Here is a 15328-nt window from a genome sequence, read left to right on the forward strand (position 1 = left end):
GTAGCTTACTTCTGCCCGTAGTAGGCGTCAGGCCCGTGTTTACGCAGAAAATGTTTCTCCATTAGCCAGCTGTCGATGGGCTGTAGCTGCGGATTAATGCCGCGGGCGATCCACGCCATTCGCGCCACTTCTTCCATCACCACCGCATTGTGCACCGCCTCGTGGGCATCTTTCCCCCAGGAGAAAGGTCCGTGCTGATACACCACAATTCCCGGCGTATGTAACGGGTTGGCCTCGCCCAGCGTTTCGATAATCACCTTCCCGGTGTTCAGCTCATAGGCCTCTTCCACCTCCTGTGCGCTGAGCGCCCGGGTGCAGGGGATATCACCGAAGAAGTAGTCCGCGTGGGTGGTGCCGAGCGCCGGGATTGCCAGCCCCGCCTGCGCCCAGGCGGTAGCGTGCGTCGAGTGGGTATGCACCACCCCGCCAAGGCCGGAATAACGGCGGTATAACGCAAGGTGGGTAGCGGTATCAGAAGAGGGACGCCAGCGCCCTTCCACCACGTTGCCCTGCAAATCGACCACCACCATATCATCGACGGTCATTGACTCGTAGGCTACGCCGCTGGGCTTAATCACCACCAGCCCACGTTGCCGGTCGATTGCGCTGACGTTGCCCCAGGTAAAGGTCACCAGCCCGTAGCGCGGCAGATCCATATTAGCTGCAAATACCTGCTGTTTAAGCTGCTGCATTATGCCGCCTCCGTCAGGCCCGCGCGGGCCATCCGCGCTTTCACCCAGTCACGGGCTTTCGCGACTTCCGCCGCCGGGTCATCGGTGGTTTCGCTCCACATCTCAATCAGATACGGACCGCAGTAGCCCGTCTGCTTGAGCGTTTTGAAGCAACGTTCAAAATCGACGACCCCTTCACCAAACGGCACGTTTTTAAAGACGCCGGGCTTCGTATCTTTGACATGTACCGCCACGATATGCCCCATGCCGGCCTGCAATTCCATCTGTACGTCGTTATCCCACGCCGATAAATTGCCAATATCCGGATAAAGCTGGAACCACGGATTGTTCAGGTAGTGGGCATAACCCAGCGCCTTACTGATCGAGTTCATCAGCGGATAGTCCATGATTTCCATCGCCAGCGTGACCTGGGCCCGGCTGGCCATCTCGACGCTCTCTTTCAGGCCTTCACGAAAACGGCGGCGCGTTTCATCATTCGCCTGCTGATAATAAACATCGTAGCCCGCCAGTTGGATCACCCGAATCCCCACATCCTGCGCCAGCTGAATGGCTTTACGCATGATGTCCAGCCCCTGCTTGCGCACCGCGTCATCTTCGCTGCCGAGCGGAAAACGACGATGGGCGCTAAGGCACATCGATGGTACCCGGACGCCGGTTTCGGCTACCGCCTTGACCAGCGCCAGGCGCTGCTCCTGGCTCCAGTCCAGCCGGGCGAGACGGGCATCGGTTTCATCAAGCGACATTTCAACAAAATCAAAACCCAGCGCTTTCGCAAGCTGTAACCGCTCCAGCCAGCACTCCCCGGCGGGGAGCGCTTTTTCATAGATACCGAGCGGAATTTGTTTCGACAACATAACCGCTCCTTAACCCCACAGCTGGGCGATAGAGCGTTTAAACTGGCGAGCCGCTTCCACCGGCGAGGCGGCATCGCGGATGCTGCGACCGGCAATAAAGACGTGAATAGGAATACCGGCGAACAGCGGCAGGTCTTCCAGCGCCAATCCGCCGGTCACGGTGACTTTGAAGCCCATATCGGAAAGACGCTTAATCGCACTGATATCCGCCTCGCTCCACGCCACGCCCGCGGCCTGCGCGTCGCGGCTGCGGTGATAGACCACCTGCTGAATGCCCGCATCGCGCCACGCCTGCGCCTGCTCCCAGGTCCAGAAGCCGGTCAGCTCAATTTGCACGTCGCCGTTGAACTCTTTGGCGACATCCAGCGCCCCCTTGGCGGTGTTGATATCGGCGCAGCAGATCACGGTCACCCAGTCGGCGTTGGCTTCAAAGCACATCCGCGACAGGATTTTTCCGGCATCGGCGATTTTGGCATCCGCCAGTACGATTTTATGCGGGTACAGCGCTTTCAGATCGCGCACCGCGCGCACCCCTTCGCCGACGCAGAGAATCGTGCCGACTTCAATGATGTCCACCTCTTCGGCGATCAGGCGGGTGGTCTCATAGGCGTGAGACAGGGTTTGGTTATCCAGCGCAACCTGCAACATTGGTAACTGAGACATCGTATCAACTCCCTCTTAAACAGCCGCCGCAGTGGCGTTTTCAATTAAATCCAGCACTTCCTGCTCGGTGCGGCAGGCGCGTAAACGGTCGAAATTGGCTTCGTCATCAAACAGGTTAACGATCTGCATGATGCCCACCTCCTGGTGGGTGGTGGCGTCAACTGCCGCCATGGTGATTAGAATGTCGACCGGGTCGTTATCTTCGTGATTGAAAATTAGCGGTTTTTTGAGGGTTACCAGCGCAAATCCGGTTTTCTTAACCCCCTCTTCCGGACGGCCGTGCGGCATCGCCAGCCCCGGCGCGATAACAAAATAGGGGCCATGCTGCGCGACGCCATCGAGGATCGCCTGGTAGTAACGCGGTTCCACTACGTCGGCGGCCACCAGCAGATCGACGCCGATTTTCACCGCCTCCTGCCAGCTTTCCGCCTCCGCCTGCAGGCGTATGGAGTGGTTCTGCGCTAGAGAATCATGAAGTTTCATGGCGGCTCCTTATTTCACATCCTGCGGGAAGTGGGCTTTAATCACTTCAAGCAGTTTTGGGCCGAAATCCGCAGGCGACAGCATATTGCGCACGCCAACCACGTATTTATTGCCAGTGACGGTGATTTCGCCGGCGATGTGGGTCGAGGCAATGATGATGTCCGCGCCGTTTAGTTCGCTTTTATACTCACCTACCGCGCAGCTGTTCACCGTGTGGTCGATATTTGATTGCGTCAGGAACTGGTCCACCTTCATTTTCATGATCATGGAACTACCTTGCCCGTTGCCACACACAGCCAGAATACGTACGGTCATAATCAGAACTCCTTATTAAGCAGAGGCTTCTGCCAGTTGTTTTTCCGCGTCTTCCTCGGCGCGCAGCGCGCGGCCGGCGAAGAACATATAAGCCAGTGAAATCAGAATAATGACGGCCATAAACGCCAGCCCTATCGAGGCGAAGCCCTGCATCATCGGCGGCGCCAGGATTGACCAATCCGCCATGCCCATCCAGGCGCTCATTCCGGTCAACTTCACCGCCCACACGCAGCCGAAGATTTCAATCATGCCCATCACCAGACAGATTTTGAGCGCCGCGCGCCAGCCGCCGAAGTGGTTAGCAAAGACGCCAATCGTCGCGTTAGAGAAGAACATTGGGATAAAGCCCGGGATGATCAGGATGGAGGAACCAACGCCGACGAGAATACCCACGGCAATCAGTTGGCCGATGGTGCCCCACATAAAGCCCCAGACCACGGCATTCGGCGCGAAGCTATAGATAGCGGCGCAGTCAATCGCCAGCACGGCGCCGGGGATCAGGCGCTGAGAGATGCCATTAAAGGCTTCGGACAACTCGGCGACGAACATACGCACGCCCTGGGTAATGATGAAAATAGCCACGGCGAAGGAGAAACCGGTCTGCAGGATATAGACCGTCCAGTGGGTTTTGCCCGCCATCGCCTGTACAACGTCGATGCCAAAGGAGAGCAGAATGGCGCCAAAGAAAATGGTCATCACAATCGCGGTAGAGACGATGTTGTCGTGGAAGATATTGAGCCAGCCCGGCAGCTTGAGGTCTTCGACGCTCTCCTCTTTTTTCCCCAGATACGGCGCCACTTTATAGGCAATCCACGAGGCAAACTGCTGTTGGTGCCCGATAGAGAAGCCGCAACCGTCGGTAACCAGTTGAGTCGGCTTGAACATCATGTTGGAGGTGATCCCCCAGTACAGGGAGACCAGTACCGCGGTACAGATAATGGTCGTCCACATGGAGTAGCCGAAGATGAAGAAAGAGACCGCAATCAGCCCCGCCTGCTGAAACATGATATGGCCAGTCAGCATGATAGTGCGGATGCCGGTAATGCGGCGCAGCAGGACGTAACAGATATTTAGCGCCAGCGCCAACAGCACCGCATACCCCACCCAGCTATAGGCTTCACCCATCCGGTCGATGGTCGCCATCATTGAGGCGTAGGTGTCGGAAATCGCGCCATTGATGCCATAAACCTCTGACATTTTCGCCACCACCGGCTTAAAGGTGCTGGTAAGAATGCCGGAGCCGGCTTGTAACAGCATGAAACCTATGATGGTTTTGATCGTGCCTTTGATAATCACGCTGACGCTTTTACGCAACAAGATATAGCCAAGGCAGGTCACGATACCCAGCAGCAGCGGGGCATTAGTCATTACCTGATTAAAGAAGACGGTAAAGATGTTGTAGAGGATCTCCATAACACACTCCAGAAGAGGAAGGCTTTGAACGCGCATGACGCTCAGCAGTTGTCGTCGCCCTCACTCTAATAATCAAAAACAATCACAACAAGATTGAATTTGATTAAATGTGACGCATCACGCAAATAATCACATTTTTTATACGTGTATTTTCCACCACGTCATATCACAACCAAACAAACCACTAATATCAACAATATACATACATCCATGATATTAAATTCAGGGTTTATCAGCGCGTTAGCGCAACGATATCAGCGCTTTTTATCGAAAATAGCCGATTGCATTCCTGAAAAAAAAGTGACAATATCAATCAAAACAAATCACCAATTGATTACTTTTGAAATAAAAGAGGAAGAGATAGATGAGTAAAGTGCAAACCATCACCCGTGAATCCTGGATTTTGAGCACTTTCCCGGAATGGGGCAGCTGGCTGAATGAAGAGATCGAACAAGAGCAGGTTGCGCCGGGCACCTTTGCCATGTGGTGGCTGGGATGCACCGGTATTTGGCTTAAATCGGAAGGCGGCGCTAATATTTGCGTCGATTTCTGGTGCGGCACCGGTAAGCAGAGCCACGGTAATCCGCTGATGAAAACCGGCCACCAGATGCAGCGCATGGCCGGGGTGAAAAAACTACAGCCGAACCTGCGCACTACGCCATTCGTGCTCGATCCTTTCGCCATCCGCCAAATTGACGCCGTGCTGGCGACGCACGATCACAACGATCATATCGACGTTAACGTCGCCGCCGCGGTGATGCAAAACTGCGCCGCCGATGTGCCGTTTATCGGGCCAAAAACCTGCGTTGACCTGTGGATTGGTTGGGGCGTGCCGGCAGAACGCTGCATCGTCATGAAACCGGGCGATGTGGTGAAGATCAAAGACATTGAGATCCACGCGCTCGACGCATTCGATCGTACTGCGCTCATTACCCTGCCAGCCGAGCAAAAAGCCGCCGGCGTGCTGCCGGACGGCATGGACCAGCGCGCGGTCAACTATCTGTTCAAAACGCCGGGCGGCAACCTGTACCATAGCGGCGACTCCCACTACTCCAACTACTACGCGAAGCACGGCAACGAGCATCAGATTGACGTCGCCCTCGGTTCCTACGGGGAAAACCCGCGCGGCATCACCGACAAAATGACCAGCGCCGATATCCTGCGCATGGCGGAATCGCTGAATACCAAAGTGGTTATCCCGTTCCATCACGATATCTGGTCCAACTTCCAGGCCGACCCGCAAGAGATCCGCGTACTGTGGGAGATGAAAAAAGATCGTCTGAAATACGGCTTCAAGCCGTTTATCTGGCAGGTCGGCGGTAAATTTACCTGGCCGCTGGATAAAGACAATTTCGAGTACCACTACCCACGCGGGTTCGACGACTGCTTTACCATTGAGCCGGACCTGCCGTTCAAATCCTTCTTGTAACCGTATTCCGGCGGGCGCGCCCGCCGGAATTCCCTTTCCGCATTAGTATTTAGCGTTGATTTCAAATATCATCTTTGCTTGTCACTTTTAATCGGATTCGCTCATGACTGAAGCGCAAAGACATCAAATTTTACTGGATTTGCTGGCGCAAACGGGATTCGTCACCGTTGAACAGGTAATTTCCCGTCTCGGCATCTCTCCGGCGACAGCAAGACGCGATATTAATAAGCTGGATGAAAACGGTAAGCTGAAGAAAGTCCGTAACGGCGCGGAAGCCATCAGCGAACAGCGCCCACGTTGGTCGCCAATGAACATTCATCAGGCGCAAAACCATGATGAGAAAGTGCGGATTGCCCGCGCCGCCTCGCAGCTGGTGTCGCCGGGCGAAAGCATTGTTATCAACTGCGGCTCCACCGCCTTCCTGCTCGGCCGCGAACTATGCGGCAAACCGGTGCAGATCATCACCAACTACCTGCCGCTGGCCAACTATCTGATTGATCAGGAGCATGACAGCGTCATCATTATGGGGGGGCAATATAACCACAGCCACTTCATCACCCTCAGTCCACAGGGTAGCGAAAATAGTCTGTATGCCGGCCACTGGATGTTCACCAGCGGCAAAGGGTTAACCGCCGAGGGATTGTACAAAACCGATATGTTGACCGCGATGGCCGAACAGAAAATGCTGAACGTCGTCGGCAAGCTGGCGGTACTGGTCGATAGCAGCAAAGTCGGCGAACGCGCCGGAATGCTATTCAGCCAGGCCAGCCAAATCGACCTGGTCATTACCGGTAAACAGGCCGATGAAACGATCCTCAAGCAGCTTGAGGATCAGGGCGTGCAGGTTATCCGCGTTTAAAGATGCCGCAGAAAAAAGGCGGTAGTCGCGTGCAGCGCTTCCGGGGTGATGCGGTGACGCACGCCCTTTTGCCAGTGGCAGGTCAGGTTAGTTGCCAGGCCGCTCTGCGTTAACGCCTGCTGCAGACGGAAAGTGTCACCAGGTGGAACCACATCATCGGCATCACCGTGCCACAGCAGCAGCGGCTTGTCGGCCAGCGCCGCCAGTTGATGAGTCACGTCCCACTCCGCCAGGCTTGCCGTATCGAATCCGGGCGACGGAAACAGCGTCTGTGCGAGGGTGCTGAAATAGCCCGAGCCCATCAGGCAGGCCACGCATTTAAGTTCAGGATGATGAGTCATGATGCCGAGCGCGGTCATGCCGCCCATTGATGCGCCGGCCACCGACAGCCGCTCGTCTTCCAGCCACCCCTCAGCGATAATCGCTTCCCGCAGTGCGGCAAACTCAACAAAGTTTTGTCGCAGGATCGGCCAAAAGCGCAGCATTCGCCCGGCATCATCGCCGTGAAAACGCGCGCCATGTTCGGCGGCATCCGGCATAATCACCCGGAAGCCGGCTTCGGCCAGCGCGACGGCAAAGTAGCTGTAGACCAGTTTGGAAGAGGTAAAACCGTGATAGAAGACGATAACCGGCAGCGGTTTCTCCGCCATCCCAGCCGGACAGGCGTGAATCACTTCACCGCCCGCCAGATTGCGCATTTCGAGTGTTATCATTTATCGTCTCCTTCTTTATAGTGGCATCACGCAATGCGCAAAAAGCAACCACCAAAATTCTGCTTTTGCCGTGAATTATAATGTTGAGAGCTCGGTTACGCTTTCATAACATTTTCATTCGAAAATCGCGCGATAGATAACAATTCGGGAACATTCCCCAGAAATGATGTTCAGGCTACCACTACACTATCACTATCAGGAAACGAGATATGGTCATGCGTAGGTTTACACCGTGGTTACTGGCTCTCGCCTTAAGCGGATGTAGCGTCCTGCAGGGTACGCCGGAGGCGCCGCCGCCGGCAAGCGATCATCCGCAGGAGATTCGTCGCAATCAGACTGAGGGCCTGCAAAAGATAGGTACCGTCAGCGTGCTGATGTACGGTTCGCCGATGGATGTCGAGACCGCGTTGAAAGCCAAAGCAGAAGCCGCCAAAGCGGATTACTACGTCATCGTCATGATCGATGACACCATGGTTCCCGGCCAGTGGTATTCGCAAGCGATTCTGTATCATAAATAGCAGCGTGATGCGTTTTTAATCAGCTTTACACTGCTTTGCGTCCATTCACGTTCTCCTGCGCATAATAACGTTCGGCCAGCCTTTTTGGCAGAACGTTAGCAAACGGACTGCCCTCGGGATTACGTGAAATGGAGCTGACGATGAAACGATCACTGACCTTACCCAGCCTGTTGCTGACCACCGCGACGGCCAATACTTCCGCTCAGTCAGCCGAATTCGCCAGTGCGGATTGCGTCACCGGCCTGAACGAAATTGGTCTGATTTCCGTCAATAATATCTCCGGCAGTCAGCAGGATGTCGAGCACGCCATTGCTGTAAAAGCCGATGAGCAGGGCGCTTCCTGGTATCGAATCGTTCAAATGTATGAAGAGCCGCAGCCGGATAGCTGGCGGGTGCAGGCCATTCTCTACGCCTGAGACGGCTGTCGTCCGCGCCCCATTGCTCGCAGCAGCGCATCGTCAAGCAGTTGAGCGTCCAGGCGGACACTTCCTCGCGTATCCAGCATCATTCGGCACCATGCCTGGGCCAGCGGCGGCGACGCAAAGCGCAGCATCTGCGCACCCGCCCCCAGGCAATACACCAGACGCGCTATTTCTCGTCCCTGCGCCTCAACCGGCCGCCGTAAAAGTTGCTGAAGCTGTCGCCACGCGCGATCGTAATGGCGATTTTGCCCTTTGACTTCCGCACACTCCGCCGCCAGCATTTCTAGCGCCGCAGGCTGCTTGCTAAGTACCCGCATCACGTCGAGACACATAATATTGCCGGAGCCTTCCCAGATACTATTCACCGGCATCTCACGGTATAAACGTGGGAGCTCGCTCTCTTCGCAATAACCGATACCGCCCAGCGCTTCCATCGCCTCGGCGACAAACGGTATACCGGCGCGACAGATAGCAAATTTGGCGGCTGGGGTAAATAACCGGGCCCATAGCACTTCATGCGCATCGTCGCGCCGATCCCAGGCGCGAGCCAAACGGAACAGAAAAGCGGTTTGTCCTTCAAGACGCAGCGCCATCTGGCCCAGCACCTGACGCATCATCGGCTGATCGGCCAGATTCTTGCCGAACGCCTGACGCTGCAGCGCATGATACAGCGCCACCGAGTAAGCGCGGCGCATCAGGGCATGGCTGCCGGCGGCGCAGTCGAAGCGGGTCAGCGCGCCCATCTTGAGAATTTGCCGCACGCCGTCGCCTTCTTCGCCTATCAGCCACCCGCAGGCGTCAAAGAATTCGGCTTCGCTACTGGCGTTAGAGCGGTTGCCTAATTTATCTTTCAGCCTCTCAAGACGCACGCCATTGCGTTGGCCATCGGGTAAAAAGCGCGGCACAAAGAAACAGGAGAGCCCGCCCGGCGTCTGGCCTAACACCAAATGCGCATCGCTCTGCGGCACCGAGAAGAACCATTTATGCCCCACCAGCCGATATAATCCTTCCGCCGTTTTTTCCGCTCGGGTGGTATTACTGAGCACATCGGAACCGCCCTGTTTTTCGGTCATTCCCATACCAATCAGCAACCCACGCTTCTGATCGCCGGGCGCCAGATGCGGGTCATAGCGGTCGCTGAGCAACGGCGGCAGCCAGTCGCTAAAGACGGTGGGCAGCGCGCGCTGTAGCAGCGGCGTTGCGGCGAAGGTCATGGTTATCGGGCATAACGTTCCCGCCTCCACCTGGGCATGCAGCATAAAGCGGGCAGTACGGGCAACAAACGAACCCGCGCGGGCATCCTCCTGCCAGGCAAGATTATGCACCCGGTTGGCGCACAGTCCCTGCATTAGCAAATGCCAGGCGGGGTGAAACCGCACGTCATCCAATCGGGCGCCGGTGGCGTCGTAGCGTAGCAGTTCCGGCGGATTACTATTGGCCAGACGCCCCAACTCCAGCGATTCCGCCGTGCCCAACTGCTGGCCGATGCTGGCGAGCAGATCGCCATCCCAGCCGGCGCCTTCACGCGTCACTGCCTCACAAAGCGCGGTATCGGACAAAAACAGATTACTGTTACACAACGGCGTCGGTTGATTGAATACGGTATGCGTTTGCCAGTGCATGATGTCTCCCTCCGTCAATGGCTCTGACAGTAAGTATGGTCGGCCGCATAGACGCTCACAAAAAAACCGCTCCGCCTTCGTGAAGCCCATCACAGGCATAAGAATTTAAAATTTTCTCATTAAAAATGTATGGAATAATTTATTCATTCGTTACTGTTTTGTATCAGTCGGGGCTTCCTATGCACACCGCCAGCACAACATCGGCAGCGCAAAAACGCGCGCTGATCGCCGGTTCTATCGGTAACTTTATTGAATGGTACGAGTTCGCGGTCTATGGCTTTCTGGCGACCGTAATTGCGAAAAATTTTTTCCAAATGACTGGAGAAGCGCCGCTGACCGGGCTGATTCTGACTTACGCCTCTTTCGCGATAGCGTTCTTCTTTCGCCCGCTGGGCGCCATCGTTTTTGGCCGTCTCGGCGACCGCATCGGCCGCAAGCCGACGCTGATTATCGTATTGGTGCTGATGACGCTCGCCACCACGGCAATCGGACTGGTGCCGGTTTACGCCAGCATCGGTATTGCCGCGCCGCTTATTCTGACCGGATTACGTATTCTTCAGGGATTGTTTGCCGGCGGCGAATACGGAGGGGCGGTGTCGCTGATGACCGAGTTCGCCCCTAAAGGTAAGCGTGGTCTGTATGGCGCATGGCAATCTTTTACCGTCGCGCTGGGGCTGCTGGCAGGCGCAGGCGTGGTCGCGCTGATTTCCGCCGCGCTTAGCCCCGAATCGCTGCATGACTGGGGCTGGCGCATCCCCTTCTTCCTCGCCATACCGATGGGCATCGTCGCGCTGTGGCTACGCGTTAAAATGGAAGAGACGCCGGGCTTTTTACGCCAGCAGCAGGCTACGCCGCCCGCGGAAACCCGTGCCAGTTTGCGCCAGACGCTCAAAGCGATTCTCACCGGCATTGGCCGGCTGATGGTATGGTCGGCGGCGGGTTATACCTACCTGGTGATCATGCCCTCATACCTTCAGTCCGCGCTGCACACCGGTTTTAATCAGGCACTGCTGATTGCGGTGATCTCCAATATTGGCTTCGCCATCACCATCTTGCCTGCCGGGATGCTCAGCGATAAGTGGGGGCGTCGGCGGGTGATGGTCGCGGCTGCGGTATTGCTGCTGGTACTGGCGCTACCGCTGCTGAAAATATTGCAGGCGGAAAGCAGTACGCTGCTGGTGAAAGGTATCGTGGTGCTGATTGCGGGTGGCCTGGTGGGGATTCTGGCCGGGCCTGGGCCGGCGATGCTGGCGGAGATGTTCCCAACCAGAGTGCGTTATACCGGGCTGGGGTTAGCCTATTCGCTTTCGAATGCTGTCTTCTCCGGCTGTGCCGGGTTGATTATTACCGGCCTGATTAAACAGACCGGTAATCTGGATATTCCGGCGTACTACGTGATGGCGACGGCCGTCGTCAGTATTGCCGCGCTGATGACGCTCAATAAGAACGATCATTTACGGGCGCTGGACGACTAACCCACCTCGCCAGCGGCGGCTTAGCTGCGCTGGCGCACCGCTTCAAACAGGCAGATACCGGTGGCGACGGAGACGTTCAGCGAAGAGACGCTACCCGCCATCGGGATGCTGATCAGTTCATCACAATGTTCGCGGGTCAGGCGACGCATACCTTCGCCTTCCGCGCCCATCACCAGCGCCATCGGGCCGGTCATTTTGCTCTGGAACAGCGTATGGTCGGCTTCGCCGGCGGTACCAACGATCCACACGTTTTCTTCCTGCAGCAGACGCATGGTCCGCGCCAGGTTAGTGACGCGGATCAGCGGCACGCTTTCCGCCGCGCCGCAGGCGACTTTCTTCGCCGTAGCGTTGAGCTGAGCGGAACGATCGCGCGGCACGATCACCGCATGCACGCCGGCGGCGTCGGCGCTACGCAGGCAGGCGCCGAGGTTGTGCGGATCGGTGACGCCGTCGAGGATCAGCAGGAACGGTTGATCGAACTGCGCCAACAGATCCGGCAGATCGTTTTCCTGATACTGACGTCCCGGCTTCACGCGGGCAATGATGCCCTGATGCACCGCGCCTTCGCTTTTCTCATCGAGGAACTGGCGGCTGGCAACCTGAATCACCACGCCCTGCGCTTCAAGGGCATGGATCAGCGGCAGCAGACGCTTATCCGCACGGCCTTTCAGAATAAAAACTTCCTGAAAACGCTCAGGGGCGCGTTCCAGCAGTGCCTGCACCGCATGGATGCCGTAAATCATTTCACTCATTGATGTACTCGTTTTAGGTTCTGTTATCCGTTCCCTTCACCCCGTTCTGCGCCAGCAGACTTCAGGGCGAAGGGACGTCAATCACTCGGCGATCTTCTTTTTCGCCGCGCGCTTGGCTTTGGTTGCCGCGGCGATTTTCTGCGTTTTCGCCGACGGTTTTTTCGCTTTCTTTTCGCCTTTCGGTTTGGCTTTAGCTTTCTCTTTTTCCTTACGGAAGGCGCTATCCGGCTCGAAGTTTACCTGCTTGCCAACCTGACGACGACGGCCGCCGCCGTTTTTACCCGGCGCGCCCTTCTTCGCTTTTTCGCGTGCGGTTTTGCCGACATTACGCGGGCCGCGTTCGCTGGAAATCAGGCTGAAATCAATCTTACGCTCATCCATATTGACCGCTTCGACGCGCACTTCCACGCGGTCGCCCAGGCGGTAAGTCTGGCCGCCGGACTCGCCGATCAGCCGCTGCCCTACCTGGTCGAAGCGATAGTAGTCATTATCCAGCGAGGAGACATGTACCAGACCATCGATAAACAGATCGTTCAGGCGGACGAAGAAGCCAAAGCCGGTGACGCTGGCGATCACGCCGGAGAAGGTGTTGCCCACCTGATCCTGCATGAAGTCGCACTTCAGCCAGTCTGACACTTCACGCGTTGCTTCATCGGCGCGGCGCTCGGTCATCGAGCAGTGCTCGCCCAGCTGCAGCATCTCTTCCATGCTGTAGTGCCAGCCGCCGGTCTCGGTGCTATTGCCTTTATGTCCCTGCTCTTTCGCCAGTAAATACTTAATAGCGCGATGCAGCGACAGGTCAGGATAACGACGGATCGGCGAGGTGAAGTGGGCGTATGACTGCAACGCCAGGCCGAAGTGGCCGCGGTTTTCCGGATCGTAGACCGCCTGCTTCATGGAACGCAGCAGCATCGTCTGCAGCATTTCCGCATCCGGGCGATCGGCGATGGAAGTCAACAGCTCGGCGTAATCGCGCGGCTCCGGCTTGTTGCCGCCCGGTAGTTCCAGCCCCAGTTCCGCCAGCACGGTACGGAAGGCGGTAATCGCTTCGGTGCTTGGTTTATCGTGAATACGGAACAGCGCCGGCTCCTGCGCTTTCTCAACGAAACGCGCCGCGGAGATGTTCGCCAGGATCATGCACTCTTCAATCAGCTTGTGCGCATCGTTACGCTGAGTCTGTTCAATACGCTCGATACGGCGCTCGGCATTGAAGATGAATTTAGCTTCTTCACTTTCAAATGAGATACCGCCGCGCTCTTCACGGGCGCCATCCAGCACCTTGTAGAGGTTATGCAGCTCTTCAATATGCTTCACCAGCGGCGCATAGTGCTCGCGTAGCTCCTGATCGCCCTGCAGCATATGCCACACCTTGGTATAGGTCAGGCGGGCGTGAGAGCTCATCACCGCTTCATAGAATTTAAAGCCGGTCAGGCGGCCTTTTGACGAGATCGTCATTTCGCAGACCATACACAGGCGATCGACCTGTGGGTTCAGCGAACACAGGCCGTTGGACAGCACCTCTGGCAGCATCGGTACGACCTGCGAAGGGAAGTAGACTGACGTCCCGCGGCTGCGCGCTTCGCCGTCCAGCGGCGTACCGGGGCGCACGTAGTAGCTCACGTCGGCGATAGCCACCCACAGTCGCCAGCCGCCACCGCGTTTTTTCTCGCAATACACCGCGTCATCGAAGTCGCGGGCATCTTCGCCGTCAATAGTGACCAGCGGCAGAGAGCGCAAATCGACGCGCCCAGCTTTCGCCTCTTCTGGCACTTGCTCTTTGAGGCCGGAGACCTGTTTTTCCACCGCCGGCGGCCAGACGTAAGGGATCTCATGGGTACGCAGCGCCATATCAACGGCCATGCCGGTGCCCATGTTGTCGCCCAGCACTTCAACTATTTTGCCGACCGCTTTGGTACGGCGGGTTGGACGCTGGGTCAGCTCGACCACCACCACGTAGCCCATACGCGCGCCCATGATCTCTTCAGGCGGGATCAGGATATCGAAGCTAAGACGGCTGTCATCCGGCACCACGAAGCCTACACCGGCATCGGTGAAATAACGGCCGACGATCTGGCTGGTTTTCGGCACCAGCACGCGAACGATGCGCGCTTCGCGACGACCCTTACGATCGGCGCCCAACGGCTGGGCCAGCACCTGATCGCCATGGATACACATTTTCATCTGCTCAGATGAAAGATACAGGTCGTCTTTGCGCCCTTCGACGCGTAAAAAGCCGTAGCCGTCGCGGTGGCCAATAACGACGCCTTTGACTAAATCGAGACGTTCCGGCAGCGCATAGCACTGACGACGAGTGAAGACCAACTGGCCGTCACGTTCCATTGCACGCAGGCGACGACGCAGCGCTTCGGTTTGTTCTTCGCCCTCGATATTTAACTCAATCGCCAGCTCATCACGGCTGGCCGGTTTTTCGCGTTTGGTTAAATGTTCGAGGATAAATTCCCGGCTCGGGATTGGATTCGCGTACTTCTCAGCTTCGCGTTCCTGGAATGGATCTTGTGACATATCGGTTCCTCCGTTGTCATCTCCGATGAAAGTCTCTGGGTGGCGCACGCCGCCGCTTTGTGAGTTCTCTTTACGCTGCGGCGCGAATCACTCAGCGCTTTTCTTCCACCAGTAATAATTTATATAGCGGTTGATTCTTTTCAACCAAATCGGCCAGCGTGTAGTTATCCAGTTCCTTCAGGAAACTTTGCGCGGCTTCGGCAAGTGCCTGTTTCAGGCGGCAAGCGGGAGTAATGTGGCAAAATTCGCTGCTGCAATTCACCAGCGATAGCGGCTCAAGATCGCGCACAACATCACCCACGCGAATCATTTTAGCTGGCTTGCCAAGGCGAATCCCCCCATTCTTTCCCCGCACGGCCGTCACGTAGCCAGCACGGCTTAACTGATTGATTATTTTGACCATATGATTACGGGAAACGCCATAGACATCCGTCACCTCGGAAATACTGGTCATTCGGTCATCCGGCAACGACGCCATATAAATCAGCGCACGTAATCCATAATCGGTGAAACTCGTTAACTGCACATCAACCTCAGGGTAAGGGGAAAGCGGTGAATCCGCGGGTATTAACTCTATTGATGATAAACCAGCCAG

General features: G+C 56.5%; 16 protein-coding genes. 5 read left to right on the plus strand and 11 right to left on the minus strand.

All coding sequences use genetic code 11. The features are described from left to right. Window positions 1-5: 5 nt before the first annotated feature. Genes AC2CGP_RS20495 through ulaA form a run of 6 tightly spaced genes read right to left on the minus strand, consistent with a single transcriptional unit; the run spans window position 6 to window position 4420 of the window. Entirely contained in the window at window positions 6-692 is a 687-nt protein-coding gene (locus AC2CGP_RS20495; RefSeq protein WP_015704178.1) for an L-ribulose-5-phosphate 4-epimerase, read from the minus strand. Then, window positions 692-1546: an L-ribulose-5-phosphate 3-epimerase gene (locus tag AC2CGP_RS20500; protein WP_015704177.1), complete on the minus strand. Its 855-nt coding sequence runs from the start codon at window positions 1544-1546 to the stop codon at window positions 692-694. The genes AC2CGP_RS20495 and AC2CGP_RS20500 overlap by 1 nt, the downstream gene beginning before the upstream one ends. A 9-nt stretch (window positions 1547-1555) precedes the next feature. Further along, window positions 1556-2209, minus strand: coding sequence for a 3-keto-L-gulonate-6-phosphate decarboxylase UlaD (gene ulaD, locus AC2CGP_RS20505; RefSeq protein ID WP_015368613.1), 654 nt, complete (start codon window positions 2207-2209; stop codon window positions 1556-1558). 15 nt (window positions 2210-2224) lie between these two features. Beyond that, window positions 2225-2692 (minus strand): PTS ascorbate transporter subunit IIA, encoded by a 468-nt coding sequence (gene ulaC / locus AC2CGP_RS20510; RefSeq protein ID WP_015368614.1) that lies wholly within the window; start codon window positions 2690-2692, stop codon window positions 2225-2227. A gap of 9 nt (window positions 2693-2701) precedes the next feature. After that, on the minus strand, window positions 2702-3007 hold the full coding sequence (gene ulaB, locus AC2CGP_RS20515) for a PTS ascorbate transporter subunit IIB (protein WP_001577590.1): 306 nt from the start codon (window positions 3005-3007) through the stop codon (window positions 2702-2704). A 15-nt stretch (window positions 3008-3022) separates the two neighbouring features. After that, the gene (gene ulaA / locus AC2CGP_RS20520; RefSeq protein WP_213759866.1) at window positions 3023-4420 is read right to left on the minus strand and encodes a PTS ascorbate transporter subunit IIC; all 1398 of its coding nucleotides are present in this window, start codon (window positions 4418-4420) and stop codon (window positions 3023-3025) included. Between the two features lie 364 nt (window positions 4421-4784). Here ulaA and ulaG point away from each other — a divergent pair, with 364 nt between their 5' ends. Together ulaG and ulaR are read left to right on the plus strand one after the other, a co-directional pair. Further along, a complete protein-coding gene (gene ulaG / locus AC2CGP_RS20525) occupies window positions 4785-5849 on the plus strand; it encodes an L-ascorbate 6-phosphate lactonase (RefSeq protein WP_032709676.1) in 1065 nt (354 codons plus the stop codon). A gap of 103 nt (window positions 5850-5952) precedes the next feature. Further along, on the plus strand, window positions 5953-6708 hold the full coding sequence (ulaR, locus tag AC2CGP_RS20530; RefSeq protein WP_015368619.1) for an HTH-type transcriptional regulator UlaR: 756 nt from the start codon (window positions 5953-5955) through the stop codon (window positions 6706-6708). Here the strand turns inward: ulaR and yjfP are convergent. After that, complete coding sequence (yjfP, locus tag AC2CGP_RS20535) at window positions 6705-7421, minus strand: esterase (RefSeq protein WP_042895252.1); 717 nt, start codon at window positions 7419-7421, stop codon at window positions 6705-6707. The two genes, ulaR and yjfP, sit on opposite strands and share 4 nt — an antisense overlap. A gap of 209 nt (window positions 7422-7630) precedes the next feature. Between yjfP and bsmA the strand changes: the two genes are divergently transcribed. After that, window positions 7631-7939, plus strand: a complete 309-nt coding sequence (bsmA, locus tag AC2CGP_RS20540; RefSeq protein ID WP_015368621.1) for a biofilm peroxide resistance protein BsmA — start codon at window positions 7631-7633, stop codon at window positions 7937-7939. Between the two features lie 140 nt (window positions 7940-8079). Further along, the gene (gene yjfN / locus AC2CGP_RS20545; protein ID WP_020079815.1) at window positions 8080-8355 is read left to right on the plus strand and encodes a DUF1471 family protease activator YjfN; all 276 of its coding nucleotides are present in this window, start codon (window positions 8080-8082) and stop codon (window positions 8353-8355) included. Here yjfN and AC2CGP_RS20550 read toward each other — a convergent pair. Beyond that, window positions 8346-9983: an isovaleryl-CoA dehydrogenase gene (locus AC2CGP_RS20550; protein ID WP_213759865.1), complete on the minus strand. Its 1638-nt coding sequence runs from the start codon at window positions 9981-9983 to the stop codon at window positions 8346-8348. The two genes, yjfN and AC2CGP_RS20550, sit on opposite strands and share 10 nt — an antisense overlap. Before the next feature lie 179 nt (window positions 9984-10162). On the opposite strand from AC2CGP_RS20550, the gene AC2CGP_RS20555 reads away from it, so the two are divergent. Further along, window positions 10163-11458 carry an MFS transporter gene (locus tag AC2CGP_RS20555; protein WP_015704175.1) on the plus strand — a complete coding sequence of 432 codons (1296 nt, stop codon included), beginning with the start codon at window positions 10163-10165 and terminating at the stop codon, window positions 11456-11458. A 20-nt stretch (window positions 11459-11478) separates the two neighbouring features. On the opposite strand, the gene rlmB is transcribed toward AC2CGP_RS20555, so the two are convergent. The 3 genes from rlmB to nsrR form a co-directional block, all read right to left on the minus strand. Then, window positions 11479-12210, minus strand: a complete 732-nt coding sequence (gene rlmB, locus AC2CGP_RS20560) for a 23S rRNA (guanosine(2251)-2'-O)-methyltransferase RlmB (RefSeq protein WP_213759864.1) — start codon at window positions 12208-12210, stop codon at window positions 11479-11481. Window positions 12211-12291: 81 nt separating this feature from the next. Next, a complete protein-coding gene (gene rnr / locus AC2CGP_RS20565) occupies window positions 12292-14733 on the minus strand; it encodes a ribonuclease R (RefSeq protein WP_045396877.1) in 2442 nt (813 codons plus the stop codon). 91 nt (window positions 14734-14824) lie between these two features. Beyond that, window positions 14825-15259: a nitric oxide-sensing transcriptional repressor NsrR gene (gene nsrR / locus AC2CGP_RS20570; RefSeq protein ID WP_015368627.1), complete on the minus strand. Its 435-nt coding sequence runs from the start codon at window positions 15257-15259 to the stop codon at window positions 14825-14827. Window positions 15260-15328 lie beyond the last annotated feature (69 nt).

It is taken from the genome of Klebsiella sp. SYXHC3 (assembly GCF_057196925.1).